Consider the following 16,818-nt stretch of genomic DNA (forward strand, 5'->3'; position numbering starts at 1 on the left):
TTGCTTACCTTTAAGCTATTGATGTTGATCAATGGCTTTTTCTCTTTTAAGGAACCTCATAAATCTCTAGAAGTTATGTAAAGTATCCGAGCATGCATACTACCATATTCTACCTTCTTGTCATACCTCCTTCTTTGTCTGATAAAAAAATGGACCCCCTATTTCTACAATCATTTATTTAAACAAAAAGAAATCTATAAACTAGTTATAGAAAGTCTTGTAAATCAAGGGGTACTTGAAATTAAAGATTCAGAGGCCGCCACAGATGGCGGCCTCTTGAGCGTACACAAAACCAAGACAATATTTATAGTGGAAAAAATATGCATTCGACAATCCTATGCAAATATTAATCTACCTCTTGGTTTTGGTACCGACCTTCCTATTGATTTTGCTGTTTCGATCAACAAGATTTCGTAGTTTTTCGATCTGATACACTACAGGCCAGGGAGAGCTTTCCTGCCCTTCAATGATTTTTGCTAGATCAATGTTTTTGAGATAAATTAATTGTGAGCAATTAAACCGATCAAGGATTTTTCGACCAAAGTTTTAAATTTTCGCGAAACCACTTCCAATAAATATCTATCCAGGGGCATTATCAGGATTCTCTAAGTATCTTATTTGTCTCATCCCAACAAATCTACTTCTGACACCTAGAACAATACACCGTGGTCCTCCCAGCGAGACGGATCCTTTCTAACACTTGTCCACAGAGTTTACAGGGTTCCCCGCCCCGTCCGTAAACTTGTAATTCCCGTTCAAAGGAGCCCTTTTCCCCGTTGGCATCTCTGTAATCTCGAAAGGATGTTCCCTGAGCATCAATACCCGCTTGGAGGACGTTTTGAATGGCTTGATGGAGTTTTGAGATTTCCTCATCGGATAGAGTATCTACCCTGCGTTCGGGAGATATCCCTGCTTGAAAAAGGGATTCATCCACATAAATGTTCCCCAAGCCTGCTAGGACATGCTGATCTAGCAGGGCTGCTTTTACAGAAATCTTTTTCTTCCTCAAACGCTCCTTCAAGACATGTGGTGTGAAATCCAGTTCCAAGGGCTCCGGTCCGAGCTTAGACAGGGAAGAGTTGCTAAAGCACAGTGAGGTGGGTATAGCTTGAATACGCCCAAATTTCCGCACATCTGTAAAATGCACTTCCCCTTGTTCCAAACCAAAGACTACATGAGTATGCTTCTCAGGTTCTCGTTTTTCAGTATAGTAATTTAAGCGCCCGGTCATTCTCATATGTGCGATTAATGTCAAATCTTCATCCAACCTAATTAAAAGGTATTTGCCACGACGGTCGATTGTTTGAATTCTTCGGCCAGTGACTAAATCCTCAAAGGATTGATCTTCCCAACTGCAGACTGCAGAAGACCATATAAGTCTAACTTCTTTGATTTCTAGATTAATAACATGCTCTGCTAATGTTCGTCGAATAGTCTCAACTTCAGGGAGTTCTGGCATATTCTTTCCTCATTCCTTAATCCATTGTCTCTTTTAGAGTAAAAGCAGTGACCAATTGAGGCTACATACCTATCCACCTACTACAATTAAGAAATAATTAACCGGACAATAAATAAATTTTCAGCAAACCTTCAGTTTAGTTTCAGCCTCGTTTCAGTTTAGTATTGTAAAGTATCATTAACTTATTCTGATTTGGGAGGCTTACATATTAATGAATGTATCTTCAGTTTCTTCAACATCTAGTAACTCTTATACCTCCGGAAATGATAGTGATGTAAAACAACTACTAAATCGAATCAAACAACTTGAAAGCCAAATTGAAACTGAAACTCAGAGTAAGGATGATGATAAAACAAAACAGGAAAAAATCCAATTATTACGAGTTCAGATAACTCAAATTCAAAACCAAATACAAGCAAAACAATCCACCCAAACTAGTAATAGTGTACAAGAAGCTAACACTAACACTAACACTAACACTAACACTAACACTAACACTAACACTAACACTAACACTATTATTTTAAGCGATAACAAAATTGATATACAAGCTTAACGTATAAGTTAATACAATGTCCCATTGTCAATCACCATTCAGGCCTAAAACCAACCACTTCATAGATCTTGCAGTCCCCTTAACCCACATAACACTACAGTGCCCTCCCATGGTAGAAAAATCATCTGCCATGGGAGGGCAATTTTTTGTACAATCTCTAATTAATTCGTGTGAAAAGGTTGCATATCATACCAATTCGGTCCGACTTTACATTCCACCGTCATCGGAACCGAAAGTGGATAAGCAGTTTCCATTTTTTCCTTTAGCATGTGGGCAACACTCTCTAGGTCCTCTGGAGCTACTTGGAGCAAAAGCTCGTCATGTACTTGGAGAAGCATAGTCGCCCGAAAGGGTTTCAATCCTTCTGCTACTTTAAGCATGGCTAATTTCATAATATCTGCTGCCGTACCCTGCACCGGTGTGTTCATTGCAATCCGTTCTCCAAACTGACGTTGAACTCGGTTAGCATGAAGCAACTCCGGGATACGCCGCAAGCGATTTAAGAGGGTACGAACTTGGCCGTCTTTTTTAGCCTGTGTAACGACATCCTCCAGATAACGTTTCACTCCACTATAACGTTTGAAATATTGCTCAATATAAAACTTTGATTCTTTGCGCGGAATTCCTAAATCTCTTGAAAGGCCAAACTCCGTTAACCCATAGACCAACCCAAAATTGACGGCTTTAGCACTTCGACGCATGTTCGGTGTCACTTCATCGAGAGAAATTCCAAAGACTTCTGCTGCGGTTCGAGTATGGACATCCTGTCCCAGGGCAAACGATTCACAAAGCAGGGGATCTTGCGAATAGTGAGCTAAAATTCGAAGCTCAATCTGAGAATAATCAGCGGATAGTAACACCCATCCAGGTTCTGTAGGATGAAAGACTTTTCTTAGCAGTCGTCCTTGTTCCAGTCGAATTGGGATATTCTGTAGATTAGGTTCTGTACTCGATAATCGACCGGTTGTCGTCACGGTTTGTTGAAAGGTGGTATGAATCTTGCCATTCTTCGCTTGAGCAAGTAGCCCATTTACATAGGTAGACATCAATTTATTCAACTGCCGATAGTCAAGAATTTTCTCTACGACGGGGTGGGCTAAGCGAAGTTCTTCCAATGTCTCCGCATCTGTGGAATAACCCGTCTTTGTTTTCTTAGCCGTAGGCAGGCCTAATTTCTCAAACAGTATTGCTCCCAACTGTTTTGGAGAATTAATATTAAAGGTTTCCTCAGCTAAAGCATAAATATCTTGCTCTAACTGTCTTAAGGTCAAACTTATTCCTTCCCCAAAAACCGTCAATTGCTCGGAGTCCACGGCGATTCCATGATGTTCGACTTGAGCGAGCACCATGCATAGAGGTTCTTCAATTTCATGGAGCAGGTGTGCCAGTCCCAGGGATTGAATTTCCTCTTCAAACTTCGGAGCAACTTGAGCTAAGGCTGCCGCTTCTTCCCCAACGTTCACGAAAGCGGCTTGATTAGGCACATATTCTTTGACCAAATCCAGGGGGGCAAATTTTGGGCGTGAGGATTTAATTAGATAGGATGCCAAGCTTAGATCCAGCGTTAGACCCTTCAAGGATAAGCCTTCGTTAGTGAGTAGTAAGGCCACAGTTTTACTGTCTGCCAAGATTTTAGTGACCTGATCACTCCCCATCAATTTCAGCCACGCCTCGCAGACCTTTTCGGATGCCGCTTCACGGGTCAGCGTGAACGTCTCTCCTTGGGCAGCTACTCCCCATTCCAACCAGCGCCCTCCTTGTAAGCCCGTTCCCTCATATCTACAGGCTAACGTGAGTGAGATGTTTTTAGATTGCCACTCTTCAATCTGAGCAAGCCATCCCTCTTCTGTCAAGGTACGTTCAGGCCAATTTTCCAACGACTCTTCCTGGCTTTCACTAAGGGGGCCTTCATCGTCCTTATGACGTTCATGCCATAACCGAGTCACATTCCTGAGATCATATTTTTCCAAGACGGGGAGCACTTTGGCCGCTTGGGAACGGCGATAAACGAAATCCTCGCTCGAAAACGCCAGCGGGACCTCCGTCAACATCGTCGCAAGCGTTTTGCTGAGGATCGCCTGATCTGCATACTCCTTCAAATTACCCTGTACTTTTTTTCCAGATACTTTATCAGCGTTTGCCAAAACACCCTCAACCGTTTCAAATTCCCAGAGTAATTTCAGCGCGGTCTTCTCTCCGATTCCTGGAACCCCAGGGATATTGTCCGAAGTGTCACCCATTAAACCCTTAAGATCAATGATTTGGTGGGGCCGCAGTTGGTAACGTTCCCATAAGGTCGTTTCATCATAACGTTCAACTTCACTGATTCCTTTTTTGGTCAGGAAAATGTTCGTCCTAGGGGAAATGAGTTGCAGGGCATCTTTATCCCCTGTATAAATCTGAATCTCCATCCCCTGTGCTTCTGCTTGTTTGGTTATTGCGGCAATCAGATCATCTGCTTCATAGCCTGCCAGCTCGAGCATAGGTACGTCCATTTCAGTTAAGATTTCTTTGAGGTAATCAAATTGTGGGCGCAGTCCTTCCGGGGTTTCTTTGCGTTGCGCTTTATACCCGGCGTACTGTTCAATCCGAACTGTTGCCTTAGTTTTATCGAAAGCCACCACCCAATAATCTGGATGTTGCTCTTGTTCTAATCTAAAGAGCATAGTCAGAAAACCATGCAGGACATTCGTTGGTCGTCCATCGGCCGTTGTAAGCGGCGGCAGAGCATAAAAAGCACGATTTGCCAGACTGTTTCCGTCTAAAATAACCATCCGCGGCATCCTGAAAACCCCCATTCTTTATCAGTTTACTATATCACACCCTCTAATTTCTAACAAACGATAGCAGTACTTTTAGGACAATGTTTATAGTCCGAGATCTATGAGTTAAAAGCTCGTATTGGTTGTTTTTGCCCTTGCCGAAGTTATGAATGTGAGGTGTCTTGTTTAGATTGATTTTCAAATCAAAGTTTTTTGGGATTGACTCTCAGAGCATAGATTGATAGGATTTGTTAGTTGCTATTATATAATCTTAAGAAATAAACCTACTCCTTAACTCCTTAACTTCTTAAAAATAATTCCTATCAAAGTTTTGTCATGGACTTATGTGCAGGTTCATGTTTCATTCGTTGTTAACATAGAAGGAGGGGGACACTTTAATGTCCGATAAACAGGTTCGTATGCTCATGGTGCTAACCAGTCTTCTTTGGTCCGGCGCATTTATTACCGGAAAATTCTCCGTACAGGAGTTTCCACCCTTTGCCTTGACCTTCTTTCGCTTTCTCTTTGCCTTGCCCTTTATTTTTACTATCTTGTACCTCAAAGAGCCGAAAAACCTTTTCCCGCATGGTAAACAATGGCCGGCACTTCTCCTACTTGGATTCATTGGCACATTTTGTTATCATGTCTTGTTCTTTACGTCTTTAAACTATACCACGGCGATCAATTCATCTTTGATCGGCGCCATCAATCCAATGCTCACGACCCTTTTGGCGGCCATGTTTTTTGGCGAGAAATTAACTCCTTTAAGGATAGTTGGGATTTTCCTCTCATTTAGTGGGGTCTTTCTCTTCATTACCAATGGAGATTTGCAGTTGATCTCCCAATTCCAAGTGAATCATGGTGATTTTTTGATGCTGATTGGGGTCCTTTGCTTTTCGGTTTATTCCCTCCTTAGTCGACGTTTCATGAAGCAATATGAACTGACTCCTTTCATGATCACTGCCTATACGTTCTTGATCTGTGTTGTTATTTCCGGACCTTTCGTTTTGTGGGAAAACCCATCCACCTACCTATCCGCAACGACAGCGAGGGGATGGCTCTCCATCTTGTATATGAGCGTATTTGCTTCCGTATTGGGCTACCTTTTCCAAGCCATCGCTATTCAACGTATTGGCGCTCCTCGTACCGCCGTTTTTATTAATCTGGTACCTATCTTTACGATTATCCAGTCTATAACAATCTTAGGTGAATCGATTACATTGATTAAAATAGTATGTGCTGCCATTGTAATTATTGGAGTTTATTTTGCAACGCGGCCAGAATCGAAAATTTATTCTATGAAAGCTCCTACGCAGTTTAATTAGTCTGTTCCGAAAAGGCCGTAACGGTACCTTTCAATAACTTATTACTCTCGCATCTCACTCTAACATACATATTTTAGAGCCTTTTCTCATGAATCAAGTGAGAAAAGGCTCTTGTTGAGGTTAAGTATGATAATTCACCTATGTTTGAAATCCTTGACTAGAATCCTTATTTGTTATGTTAAAGAATCTAAGACCTGCTTGAATATGTCTTGGGGTTGCTGCTATGTAGTAGTTGATTCTTTGTTAATCTGATTTCCTTTGCCCCCTCAAAATTCTAATGGAAAGATACATCCCCGAAATGGTCAGGACGATCATACTAATTGCCGCTAGATCTATCACCCACGTGATGTTGAGATTACCAAGTTTACCTTCATGCAACCCTTTCACGAGGCCCATTAGACCATTATCTGCTTCATTTCTTGAACCTCCGCGTCTCGGAGCAATCGCTTCGGATTGAGTTTTCCCTTCCAGACTAGAACTTGGAGTATTAGAAACCGCAGAATTCTGACTTGATGAACTTTGATTTGTCGTTGATGTGCTCTGATTTGCTGTAGTCGGACCTTGATCTGAAGTTGGTATACTTTCATTACCTGAAGAAGTGGTCCTAGAATTCCCTTCGATAATTGGGGCTCTTGATTCCATTCCCATCAGTGAAGGATGTGCCAGCATTAATCCGGTTACAGCCTCCATGAGAATAATGATTGAAGTGATTAATCCGATCCATAAGTGTAAATTGCGCATTTTACGAAACATTATTGCTTCCCCTCATTTCATTAAACTTTTAAACAAAAATTAATAAGCGACTACCCGGTATTACTATAAATCCCGCTCCTGAATCATACCTAAATGCCACCTGAATGTTGATTGAGTGTTTCCTGAAAATCAGCTGAAATGGCTCATTCAATCCATAACATTTAGATTTGCTTTGGTTCCTAGATTTCTTGCGAAGTGCTATAATGTTCATAATCATTCAGCAATACTTCAGGTACAGATTAATCTTGATCCAATCGTGAGACTCCCATTTCTACAAATGGGCGTGGGACACCATGCTCAGCTTGGGTGGGGGTAGAGTCCCCCACCCAAGTCCCGATGTTTAACTTTAGTTGAACGAGTTCACTCAACTTTGGTATTGTTCTAATCAGTAAAATATTAGTTTGCATTACTAAGAAAGCTAGTTATGAAAAGAGGGGTTTTTATGGAGTCCATTCTGGTATCCGGCGGGGCTGGGTATATCGGCAGCCATACTGTTAAGACATTGTTAGAACAGGGTTACAAACCCGTTGTTCTTGATAATTTAGTGACAGGGCATCGGCAATCGGTTGCAAGCAATGTTCTCTTTTTCCAGGGAGACATCGCAGATTCACTTCTAGTTCGAAGAATAGTAGAACAAGAGCACGTCAGTGCTGTTATTCATTTTGCTGCTCGGAGTTTGGTTGGGGAATCCGCAGAAAAACCTGACCTTTATTTTGAAGAAAATACTGCCAAGACCAACCGCTTTGTAAGCACACTCCTTGAATCCGGAGTGAAACGACTGATATTCTCGTCTACGGCGGCAACGTATGGGATTCCTGAAGAAATTCCAATTCCAGAAAGTGCACCTACTATACCGATTAACCCTTACGGCTTTTCTAAACTCATGATTGAACAGTCTTTTTCTTGGTTAGAGAAAGCCTATGGTCTTGAGTGGATTGCTCTGCGCTATTTTAATGCTGCCGGTGCAGCTTTAGACGGTTCTCTAGGAGAAGACCATATGCCTGAAACTCATCTTATTCCTTTAATCTTAAAGGCGGCTCTGGGGCAACGACCGGGAATAAACATCTTTGGTACAGACTATTCTACTCCCGATGGGACGTGTATCAGAGATTATATTCACGTCCTCGATTTAGCAAAGGCTCATATACTAGCGCTAGAAGCGCTGGGAAAAGGGACTCAAAGCGGCGTTTATAATGTTGGAACCGGTTCAGGGTTTAGTGTTAGAGAGGTCATAGAAACTGCCCGCCAAGTCACAGCCCGAACGATTCCGGTGGTCGAATCCCCTCGCCGTCCGGGAGACCCTGATAGGCTTGTAGCAAAAGTCGATAAAATTAATACCCTTTTAGGCTGGAGCCCACAACACAGTTCCCTGGAACAAATCTTAGAGAGTGCCTGGGCTTGGCACCTGAGCCATCCCAATGGATATGAAAAATAGTTCTATGAAAACTTGCCTGACGCAAAGCTAAAGGCACCGACTATATCTCTAACCAGGACGTTCGAGATATAGTCGGTGCCATGATTTAATCAAGGCTGGTTAAGATTAGAACAGAGTAACCCACAAAAGGTAGCTATGCAATTTGCACGGCTACCTTTTGTGGGTTCTTGACTAAGTATCAAGGACGTTATTCTGGACAAGGCTGTGGAAACCATACATAAAATGCGGTTCCACCCTCCGCAAAACTTTCCACTCGAATCGCGCCTCCATGAAGCTCCACAAGTGATTTAGTAATAGCAAGCCCTAATCCAGCTCCTCCATATTTGCGAGTCCTAGAAGAATCACTTCGATAAAAACGGTCAAATAATTTAGGCAAATGCTCCGAGGGTATGCCTGAACCGTTATCTCTTACACTTAGCTCCACGCCGCCCGAAGCATTCTCCAAAGTAACTTGGATATCTCCTTGTTCAGGATCAGTATGCTGTACGGCATTATGAAAAAGATTCAAGATAACTTGTTTCATTTTATCTTCATCAAAGCGACATCTCAAATTTGAAGTAAGTTTTAGACTGACTTTGCGATCCCCCGCTAATAACCTTAATTGCGGTGCCATGCCCTTAATGATCTCGTCCAGTTCTCCCTCAATAAGTTGGACGTTTGGTGAGCGATCTAACTTAGCAAGCTGAAGCAAATCTTGAATTAACTTTTTCATCCGTTCAGATTCTGTATACATGCTTGTCAGAGATCTGTTCAATTTATCTGGCTGGTTCATAGCCCCACGAAGCAACACCTCTAAAAATCCGTGAATCGAGGTCAAAGGAGTACGAAGCTCATGAGAAGCATCGGCAACAAACTGCCGCATCCGTTCTTTTGCCTCTTTTTCGGCTTCAAAAGACGTTTCGAGTCTTTCAAGCATTCCATTAAACGAGTCTGCCAATCTGTCAATTTCTTCTTGCCCTTGATCACTCGGTAAACGTATAGCAAGATTTCCGGCGTCGATTTGTTCCACAGTCTCCACCATTTTAGACAAAGGAACCAACGTTTTTCTAAGTACAGAAATAAATGCTAACATACCTCCTATTAGAGCAAGCAAGGAGATCAATAAAAACGTTAATAATTGCCGAGTTAAAATATCCCTTAAAGGTTTTGTCTCTAAACTAACTTGAACTACTCCAAGCAATTGATCTCTAATCTTAATTGGCTGAAGTACGATCAATTGCTCGTTTGACGTGGCTTGTTCCATGACTTTATATGTCACTTCACGTTTGGAACCCAGGGCAGCTTGATAATCTTTTTCATCAAGCGTAGGAGGGGCTTGACCATCTATAGAAGCATTCGAAAGGACTGATAAGGTTCCGGACGTATCATAAAAGGCAATTATGGAGTCTTGCAAGAAGAAAATGGGAGTACGACTGCGACCATGGCTGTCACCAAATTGTCTGTCACCCCAAGCATCTCCTGTTGCATTACCAGTCATTTTATCGGGACCCTCATCTTTAATGTCCCACGCTGATCTCTCCCAGGCGTCGGGAGGAATCGCCAGAATCTGACTTTGTATACTCGATGCTGTATTTTTATATAAAAATCCGCGCATGAAGACATATTGGAATAAGCCGATAATCACCAGTAACCCAGCCATAAGCAATAACGAACGAGCTAAGAGCTGAAAGCGAAGTGAGTTTGTTTTCATTACAGGTCAACCCGATATCCCGCTCCGCGCAAGGTACGAATTAAACGGTGTTCTTTATCATTTAATTTTTCCCTGAGCGACCGAATATACACCTCTACAATATTTTCATCCCCGCCAAAGTCATAGCCCCATACCTTATCTAAAATTTTGGCTTTGCTTAAAACCAAGCCATGATTAAGCACTAAAAATTTAAGCAACTCATACTCAGTGGTTGAGAGTTCTAAAACCCTTTGCTCATAAAGGATTTCCTTGCGCCGATCGTCAATTCGGAAAGCTCCTAGTTCGACCTCTCCTATTAGATTGGGAAACTGGTTCCGTATTCTAGCCTGAATACGTGCCAGCAATTCCTCAAAGCTAAAGGGTTTCATCATATAGTCATCAGCACCGATCGTTAGTCCTTTCACTCGGTCATCAACTTCGTCTTTAGCTGTCAACATAATAATAGCCACATTCTCAGTTTTCTTGAGCATTCGGCATACTTCAAATCCGTCCATGCCTGGCATCATGACATCCAGAATAATTAGATGGGGCTGAAATTGCTTAGCCAGTGTTACCGCTGTCATTCCATCCTGAGCTGTTTGTACCTCAAACCCTTCCTCTTGAAGACCCATTTCTAGGAATTGCAAAATATTCGGCTCATCATCGACTAGCAATAGTTTAATTCCCTTTAATTTCTGCATATCATAAAGGCTCCTTTACATTTGTGAAAAACTAACACTATCATTATGCAATATCAGGTTGAATTCAAACTGAAGAAAAGCTGAAAGTTTCCTGAATCATAAACCTTCAATCCGCATATCTAAGACTGCCCAAAGATTCCTATAATTAAGTTACTGAAATAGTTATTTTGTATATTAGTATATACAAAGTAAGTTTGCAAATATATTCTTATTGGCTAGTAGTAATAAACTGAGCATTTCTAGCAAGATTTTGCGTGTTCTCAATCACAATTCATCAGAAATTAAGAAAAAACTTCCGCAATGCTATTTAATTCTAATATCAAACTCACCCGTAATCCGACTTGGATAATCCTGAATTTGGAATGTGATCGGAGATTGGTAAGATTGGTTATCCGGGAGAGTTAGCCATAAGGTTTTATCATACCCTGGTTTGTCAGAGTGGGTTGCTGTACTTTGCCCTTTAATCTCGAATGAATTCCCTCGCGCATCGATGAATTCGAAGGGAAATACACAAAATCCACGTTTTTCATCGTACAAAGGATTAGTTTTCAGGGAGAAGATTAGCTCCTTTTCCTTTTCTGAGGAATTCTTAATTACATTGTCAAGCACAAGGTTTGGCGGGCCAACAAGGATTCTTTCTTGTTCAAGATCCAGAGTAATCCTTAAACTCTCCTTATCCATAGCGCGGAGACTTTTTCCTTGTAAAAAGAGTTTTCTGGATTGGGTAAAATAGGTGCTCTGGAAGAAAAGAATCACGCGGTTCTCATCTGGATAGCTGCCACTCACTCCGTTTATGATACTACCCCACTCTTCCCCTTCTTCATTGACGAGAGTTAGATCATCAAAGGCAAAGATCTTTTTGCTATTCGCTGGATCATAGGATACATTCAGGGCCATGCGCGTCGGGTAAACAGTAACCTTTTCAAATGTAATTCTTTGCCCTTCAATAACTACACTCTGGTTGACTTCATAGACCGTCTTCATCCCAACAAACTTATCTTTGTCCACAGGAATTGTGATTTCCCAAGTTGAAGGAAGTTGAGAGGAAGGATCGAAGGGAACATCTTGGAATATTTCACGAAGCTTCACTTTTAAGGACAGTCGATTTGGAATCACAGTATTGTCATAAAAGTTGACATTAATTCGAGACTGAATCTTGCCATCGCCATCCTCATCAGGCTCACCAGAGCTACTGTGACCGATAGAAATCTCCTTCAGAGGCTCACCCATTTCATCAAAGAGCCTAACTTCGGAAAAATCAAAGGTGCCTTCTCCCCTTTTGTTTTCCACCGTGTAGAATATGACTAGGCTTGCCTCATCCATAATGATTCCATCGACGGTAAACACGATATTCTCATGTTCTTCTGAGACCCCTAGGGGTAGGATAAAATCATTCTCCACTGCGGATTGAAGTCCTTTATCATAGTTTATAAGTTCAACGATATAACCCAGACCTGGTATTTGATGCAATACAGCCGCAACAGCTGGAGAAACCCGAGCAGTCGTAATGAAGGCGACCATCAGAAAACATGCCACGAGAGTAGTCCATTTGCGGAAATGCCATACCTTTTGGGCTTTTATTCCCTTAGTTAAACCTTTTTGAATATGATCATCGAGTTCAGTGGGGATAGGCATGTCAGCAACCCGAGGCGTAGCTTGAATCAGTTGATCATGAACTTGATTGACTCCATCTTCAAGTTCATGAAAAGCATTAAACTCATTCATTAATTTTTCCAAGTCGTCCATTGTATCCGACTCATCCATCTTAACAGATTCATCCATCGTTTCTGAGTTGCTTAAAATCCTCTTTTTCCCCTCATGGCTCTCATCAAGTTCTTTTCGATCAAACATGACTGTCCCCCCTCTCTTGAAGATATTCTTTAAGCAGTTTAAATGACTGGAATAACCAGGTTTTGATCGTCCCTTCAGGTCGTTCTAAAACCACAGCAATTTGTTGAATCGTTAAATCCTCAAAGTACTTCAGTTCAATAACCTGACGATATCTGAGATCGAGACGATCGAGGGCCTCTAGAATATCCAGACGTTGCAAATCTGCCCTTCCCCCCGGTTCAGTTGAGTCATCTAAGGCTGTCAATTTATACTGAATAACCTCACCAGTCAAAGGGAGTTGGACTCTAAGCCGTTTTAACTCGTCGTTACAGGCATTAATTAGGATGCGAATAAGCCAGGTCTGAAAGTATTTAGGTTCCTTAAGTTTATGTATGCTGCGGTAAGCACGATAGGTCATTTCTTGAATAGCCTCGAGTGCATCCTGTTCACTCTTCAAATACCGAAAAGCAATCCGATATAGCTGATGCTTATGAAGATTTATAAGCTCGTAAAAAGCCTCAGCATCTCCTCTTATTGCTGCGACAATGGTTTGCGCTTCCATTGCTCACCTCTCTGTCTGGATTCCTCATTTTCTCGAGTTTAGACTTCACTTATTAGACTTCACTGAGCCCTAAAAAGTTTTAAATCAAAGAAATAATCTTACTATAACCGCTATGCCCTACACCTAGCTGATCCGGTGTAGGGCATAGCGGTTATTTATCAATCCCCAGTCCTTTAACTGTTAGAAACCATGACGCCCCATTCAAGAACCATCTTATTAAAAACAATAGTGTACTAGTGTAATTCTTGAAAGGCATTGGCACAATTTTTTGCATCTAGTTATCATAGTTATCTTGAGTAAGCGCTTTTTTTGCTTTATGCTGGGACAAATTAAATGACTGCCACTCTTGATCTTTAGTTAACTCAATTTGCTGTTCCAATAAATATTGTTTAAGATCAAAAGGAGTACTTTCCTCATCAAGGAGCTTAACTAACACCGGTATGCTGTCATACGACAAGTTCCTCAAATAGTGAGTATCCAGCTTACCCGTTTCAATATACCTTTCAATATTATTTTTCGCTATCAACACATCAATGTTCGCAAAATTAAGGATCAAATACGCCATTAAAGTAATCACAATATAGGGCTTGAGGAGAGAAACATGTTCGTTCCATATTTTGTAAAGGGCTATCACGAACAGTATAAATAGGAAAATCATGAAACTATGAGTTAAAACTCTTAAATATGTATACCCATATGCCGCCTCATAGAGTGACATTCTCAAAAATGCCGATGAAAGTATGACCATGGTACAGAGAACAAGCAAAGAGTGCAAAATACGTACAGTCCTAGCTACTAATTTCCCATCTGTTTTGGTGAATTTAAGACTGCTCAGCAAAAGTGTAAAGTTGATCAAGGTAACCATTAATAACTCGAAAAAACCTCTTCTGGCATACTCTGCATACGTAAAATCCGGTGGCAAAGCATTATTGATTGCTCCAAACATATAGGCAAACTGAATAAGTATAAATACTAAGTAAACACAATTTATAAGACTTAATATCGTTATAGAGATTATGGGATCCCAAATATTTCTGTTGTTTTCTAGTGCCCCTTGTTGTATCTGCGTTTGTATACTGTCATTGGATTTTAAAAAGCTCCATGTATAGCTAAATACAATGATACTAATTAGTAGCACTAGTAATCCCTGTAATGGAAAATCACTCAAGTTTATACTGCCAAAGGAACTTAATACCTCATCGATGAGATGCTTGAAAACTTGGTCCGCTGCAGTAAGGAGAGAAATGACGATCATTAGAAGCGGAATAGAAATCGCTAAACCGATCAGGACCTTCTTTACAACATCATGCTTTTCATTACTCTTTCTAATACGCATAGAACTTAATCCCACTATAAATGGTTTCGCAGTGTTGCCAAAGGCCCGATTAAAAATTCCATAAAGGATATCCCTAAGAAACCTTGTATCAAACCATTTGTATTTGTTCTCCCCATTTATCAATATCGTTTGCGCGATTATTAGAATCGGAATTATTAAGAAGTTAAACACTGCAAATATCTGATTAGAAAAGAGAAAATAGGCTGACGACAATGCCATAATAGGAATACTCAAAAACCAACCAAAATCGTATCTAAAGGTTATCTTCCGACGTAGATTTCCTAAAAAAACTAGGTAAAAAGCAATAACAAAAAGCGGGTATGAAATCCCTAGCGGTTTTTTATAAAACAAAATGTCAAAAATCACGCCTAATAAGACCGAAGAAGCTAGGAGGTATAGATCTTCCTTTTTTACTTTAGTTTTGCTAGACTCCTCGTTTTGGACTATCATTAAATCCTCCATGATTTAACCCCCTTTAAAAAATCCATTAATTTATACAGTATCATCATCTTCATAGGCCAAAATATCTCCTGGTTGGCAATGTAATGCTTTACAGATTGCCTCAAGGGTAGAGAAGCGAATTGCCTTTGCCTTATTATTTTTTAGAATTGATAAATTTGCTTGAGTAAGGTCTATTTTCGACGCCAGTTCAGATGAGCTAATTTTTCGTTTTGCCATCATTACGTCCAAGTTTACGATAATTGACATATCTTAGCCTCCATTATATTGTCAAATCATTCTCTTCTTTCACAACAACGGCCTGTCGAAAAACTTCCGCTAAGATAATCGAAAAAAATCCTGTGATAATAAAAACCATAGTTACAATGATAGTTAGAAATGAATTATAGAAAATTATTTTAATAACATAACAAGCTGCGATTAATAAACATGAGACAGCAATTCGATTGAGACTTTGAACATTATTTATAATAAAGGGATTTCTCTTATTTAAGTTCTTTAAAAGTTTTCTTATTTCATTGACGACCACCAAAGCCAAAATACCTGTTATGAAGAGAAAACCTAATAAGAAATTATAATTTTCACTCGTTCGAGTATACATTAGTCCTAAATACCATTTCAAAGCAAATGGCAAGCTTAAGAAAATACCAATTCCGCCTAAAAAAATCAGGTCCAAGATATGTTTAACTATGCCTGAAAAACCTTTCTGATCTAAAATAACCATGCTTCCAAATCCCCCCATAAAACAATTTTACATCTAAGTATAAACAATTATATTCTATTAATCAATATTTTTTTATTGTTTATCAATATAATTTTATTGATAAACACGAACGTCCTATCCACTTTCACATTATTAGTTTATATTAACTTCGCTGAATGAGTTGAATTGGTTGAGTTGAGGAAAAAATAAAAAAAAGTCTGATTGCAATTGACAGACCGTCAATTACAATCAGACATAAGGGCACGAGTTTCACTATTTTTAGTGATTATTAACCGTTTTATTCAGATCCTCAATTAGGCTTGCAACATCGATTCCATGAGCCAAAGCTCCTTGTTCAACATTTTCAAATCGGGCCGCCATGCAACCAAAACAATGCATTCCATATTTCTCAAAGACCTGGACAGTTTGTGGGTATTTCTCTACAACGTCAGTAATCGATTCAGATCCTGTAATCATAGATGTTAACATCTCCTTTTCCATATAATCATGTTCAATGATAAGAGATTACAGCAGATAGATAAGTATCTCTTCTTTAATGTAACCGTAACTCAAAATTTAACTAACATCTGATCAGCCAGTTTTTACCTAAAGTTCACTAAACAAGCTAAATAATATAGGATTTATGCTGGGCGTGGCCACAAAAGATACTTATACAATCATTCTTCCTCGAAACTAACTAATTGTCTAAATCCTTAAGACATTGAAACAACTCATACATTGATTGAATAGTTGCATCTGCCAAAGAAGGTCTTGAGGACAAGTTCTTTTGATACAGTATCGTCTTCATCCCAGTCATTTTCGCTGGTATAATATCCTTTTCATAATCATTTCCGACCATTACACATTGTTCCGGTCTAACTGCAATTCTATCAACAATTTCTTGAAAAAACTTTGGACTTGGTTTAGCAGAACCGAGTTCCTTAGAAGTGTATAGAAAATCAAAATATCTCCTAATTTCAACCCTTTCAAGTGCTTGAGCCATAAGCATTGCGTCTGAATCCCCTGCATTTGAAGCAATACATATGGAAAAGAGTCTATGAATTTCTGGCAGCGATTCCGCAAGACCTTCCGTGACTTCAACTTGAGGCCAAAATACCATTGGTCCCCTGAATTGAGAAAAATCACGCATCACAGTGTCACCCCAATCAAAAATCACAACCCGTTTATGCATGGATTAACAATCCCTCCAAATATACTTTCAATCGTTCTCCCTCCGCATTGTACTGTAATCATCTCATAACTTTCTC

15 protein-coding genes are annotated in these 16,818 nt (G+C 40.2%); 3 read left to right on the top strand and 12 right to left on the bottom strand.

From position 1 onward, the window contains the following. Positions 1-637 precede the first annotated feature (637 nt). Positions 638-1,459, bottom strand: coding sequence for a bifunctional DNA-formamidopyrimidine glycosylase/DNA-(apurinic or apyrimidinic site) lyase (gene mutM, locus M8E35_RS23210; protein WP_252473061.1), 822 nt, complete (start codon positions 1,457-1,459; stop codon positions 638-640). A 211-nt stretch (positions 1,460-1,670) separates the two neighbouring features. On the opposite strand from mutM, the gene M8E35_RS23215 reads away from it, so the two are divergent. Beyond that, on the top strand, positions 1,671-2,015 hold the full coding sequence (locus M8E35_RS23215; protein WP_252473063.1) for a FlxA-like family protein: 345 nt from the start codon (positions 1,671-1,673) through the stop codon (positions 2,013-2,015). 161 nt (positions 2,016-2,176) lie between these two features. Here M8E35_RS23215 and polA read toward each other — a convergent pair whose 3' ends face one another. Then, on the bottom strand, positions 2,177-4,798 hold the full coding sequence (gene polA / locus M8E35_RS23220) for a DNA polymerase I (protein WP_252473065.1): 2,622 nt from the start codon (positions 4,796-4,798) through the stop codon (positions 2,177-2,179). Between the two features lie 377 nt (positions 4,799-5,175). Between polA and M8E35_RS23225 the strand changes: the two genes are divergently transcribed. After that, positions 5,176-6,102, top strand: coding sequence for a DMT family transporter (locus tag M8E35_RS23225; RefSeq protein ID WP_252473067.1), 927 nt, complete (start codon positions 5,176-5,178; stop codon positions 6,100-6,102). Between the two features lie 243 nt (positions 6,103-6,345). On the opposite strand, the gene M8E35_RS23230 is transcribed toward M8E35_RS23225, so the two are convergent. Further along, complete coding sequence (locus M8E35_RS23230) at positions 6,346-6,855, bottom strand: PepSY-associated TM helix domain-containing protein (protein ID WP_252473069.1); 510 nt, start codon at positions 6,853-6,855, stop codon at positions 6,346-6,348. Between the two features lie 442 nt (positions 6,856-7,297). On the opposite strand from M8E35_RS23230, the gene galE reads away from it, so the two are divergent. Further along, on the top strand, positions 7,298-8,290 hold the full coding sequence (gene galE, locus M8E35_RS23235) for a UDP-glucose 4-epimerase GalE (protein WP_252473082.1): 993 nt from the start codon (positions 7,298-7,300) through the stop codon (positions 8,288-8,290). Positions 8,291-8,477: 187 nt separating this feature from the next. Here the strand turns inward: galE and M8E35_RS23240 are convergent, their stop codons facing one another. From M8E35_RS23240 to M8E35_RS23280, 9 genes are all read right to left on the bottom strand, one after another. Then, complete coding sequence (locus M8E35_RS23240) at positions 8,478-9,980, bottom strand: sensor histidine kinase (protein WP_252473084.1); 1,503 nt, start codon at positions 9,978-9,980, stop codon at positions 8,478-8,480. Beyond that, a complete protein-coding gene (locus tag M8E35_RS23245; protein ID WP_252473087.1) occupies positions 9,980-10,660 on the bottom strand; it encodes a response regulator transcription factor in 681 nt (226 codons plus the stop codon). The genes M8E35_RS23240 and M8E35_RS23245 overlap by 1 nt, the downstream gene beginning before the upstream one ends. A gap of 303 nt (positions 10,661-10,963) precedes the next feature. Then, positions 10,964-12,511: a DUF4179 domain-containing protein gene (locus M8E35_RS23250; protein WP_252473089.1), complete on the bottom strand. Its 1,548-nt coding sequence runs from the start codon at positions 12,509-12,511 to the stop codon at positions 10,964-10,966. Then, on the bottom strand, positions 12,504-13,052 hold the full coding sequence (locus M8E35_RS23255; protein ID WP_252473091.1) for a sigma-70 family RNA polymerase sigma factor: 549 nt from the start codon (positions 13,050-13,052) through the stop codon (positions 12,504-12,506). The genes M8E35_RS23250 and M8E35_RS23255 overlap by 8 nt, the downstream gene beginning before the upstream one ends. A gap of 274 nt (positions 13,053-13,326) precedes the next feature. Next, positions 13,327-14,850, bottom strand: a complete 1,524-nt coding sequence (locus tag M8E35_RS23260) for a DUF4153 domain-containing protein (RefSeq protein WP_252473093.1) — start codon at positions 14,848-14,850, stop codon at positions 13,327-13,329. Between the two features lie 30 nt (positions 14,851-14,880). Then, positions 14,881-15,096 carry a helix-turn-helix domain-containing protein gene (locus M8E35_RS23265; protein ID WP_252473096.1) on the bottom strand — a complete coding sequence of 72 codons (216 nt, stop codon included), beginning with the start codon at positions 15,094-15,096 and terminating at the stop codon, positions 14,881-14,883. Positions 15,097-15,109: 13 nt separating this feature from the next. Then, entirely contained in the window at positions 15,110-15,571 is a 462-nt protein-coding gene (locus tag M8E35_RS23270; RefSeq protein ID WP_252473098.1) for a DUF2975 domain-containing protein, read from the bottom strand. Positions 15,572-15,829: 258 nt separating this feature from the next. Further along, entirely contained in the window at positions 15,830-16,027 is a 198-nt protein-coding gene (locus M8E35_RS23275) for a DUF1858 domain-containing protein (RefSeq protein ID WP_073031784.1), read from the bottom strand. A gap of 220 nt (positions 16,028-16,247) precedes the next feature. Further along, on the bottom strand, positions 16,248-16,742 hold the full coding sequence (locus M8E35_RS23280) for an HAD family hydrolase (protein WP_252473101.1): 495 nt from the start codon (positions 16,740-16,742) through the stop codon (positions 16,248-16,250). Between the last annotated feature and the right edge of the window lie 76 nt (positions 16,743-16,818).

Source organism: Desulfosporosinus nitroreducens (assembly GCF_023897015.1).
In the GTDB taxonomy this organism is placed as follows: Bacteria; Bacillota; Desulfitobacteriia; order Desulfitobacteriales; family Desulfitobacteriaceae; genus Desulfosporosinus; species Desulfosporosinus nitroreducens.

Excerpts from the sequence above, each read along its gene's own strand:
- mutM (WP_252473061.1), bottom strand. The coding sequence starts at position 1,459 with ATGCCAGAACTCCCTGAAGTTGAGACTATTCGACGAACATTAGCAGAG.
- M8E35_RS23215 (WP_252473063.1), top strand. The coding sequence starts at position 1,671 with ATGAATGTATCTTCAGTTTCTTCAACATCTAGTAACTCTTATACCTCC.
- polA (WP_252473065.1), bottom strand. The coding sequence starts at position 4,798 with ATGCCGCGGATGGTTATTTTAGACGGAAACAGTCTGGCAAATCGTGCT.
- M8E35_RS23225 (WP_252473067.1), top strand. The coding sequence starts at position 5,176 with ATGTCCGATAAACAGGTTCGTATGCTCATGGTGCTAACCAGTCTTCTT.
- M8E35_RS23230 (WP_252473069.1), bottom strand. The coding sequence starts at position 6,855 with ATGTTTCGTAAAATGCGCAATTTACACTTATGGATCGGATTAATCACT.
- galE (WP_252473082.1), top strand. The coding sequence starts at position 7,298 with ATGGAGTCCATTCTGGTATCCGGCGGGGCTGGGTATATCGGCAGCCAT.
- M8E35_RS23240 (WP_252473084.1), bottom strand. The coding sequence starts at position 9,980 with ATGAAAACAAACTCACTTCGCTTTCAGCTCTTAGCTCGTTCGTTATTG.
- M8E35_RS23245 (WP_252473087.1), bottom strand. The coding sequence starts at position 10,660 with ATGCAGAAATTAAAGGGAATTAAACTATTGCTAGTCGATGATGAGCCG.
- M8E35_RS23250 (WP_252473089.1), bottom strand. The coding sequence starts at position 12,511 with ATGTTTGATCGAAAAGAACTTGATGAGAGCCATGAGGGGAAAAAGAGG.
- M8E35_RS23255 (WP_252473091.1), bottom strand. The coding sequence starts at position 13,052 with ATGGAAGCGCAAACCATTGTCGCAGCAATAAGAGGAGATGCTGAGGCT.
- M8E35_RS23260 (WP_252473093.1), bottom strand. The coding sequence starts at position 14,850 with ATGGAGGATTTAATGATAGTCCAAAACGAGGAGTCTAGCAAAACTAAA.
- M8E35_RS23265 (WP_252473096.1), bottom strand. The coding sequence starts at position 15,096 with ATGTCAATTATCGTAAACTTGGACGTAATGATGGCAAAACGAAAAATT.
- M8E35_RS23270 (WP_252473098.1), bottom strand. The coding sequence starts at position 15,571 with ATGGTTATTTTAGATCAGAAAGGTTTTTCAGGCATAGTTAAACATATC.
- M8E35_RS23275 (WP_073031784.1), bottom strand. The coding sequence starts at position 16,027 with ATGATTACAGGATCTGAATCGATTACTGACGTTGTAGAGAAATACCCA.
- M8E35_RS23280 (WP_252473101.1), bottom strand. The coding sequence starts at position 16,742 with ATGCATAAACGGGTTGTGATTTTTGATTGGGGTGACACTGTGATGCGT.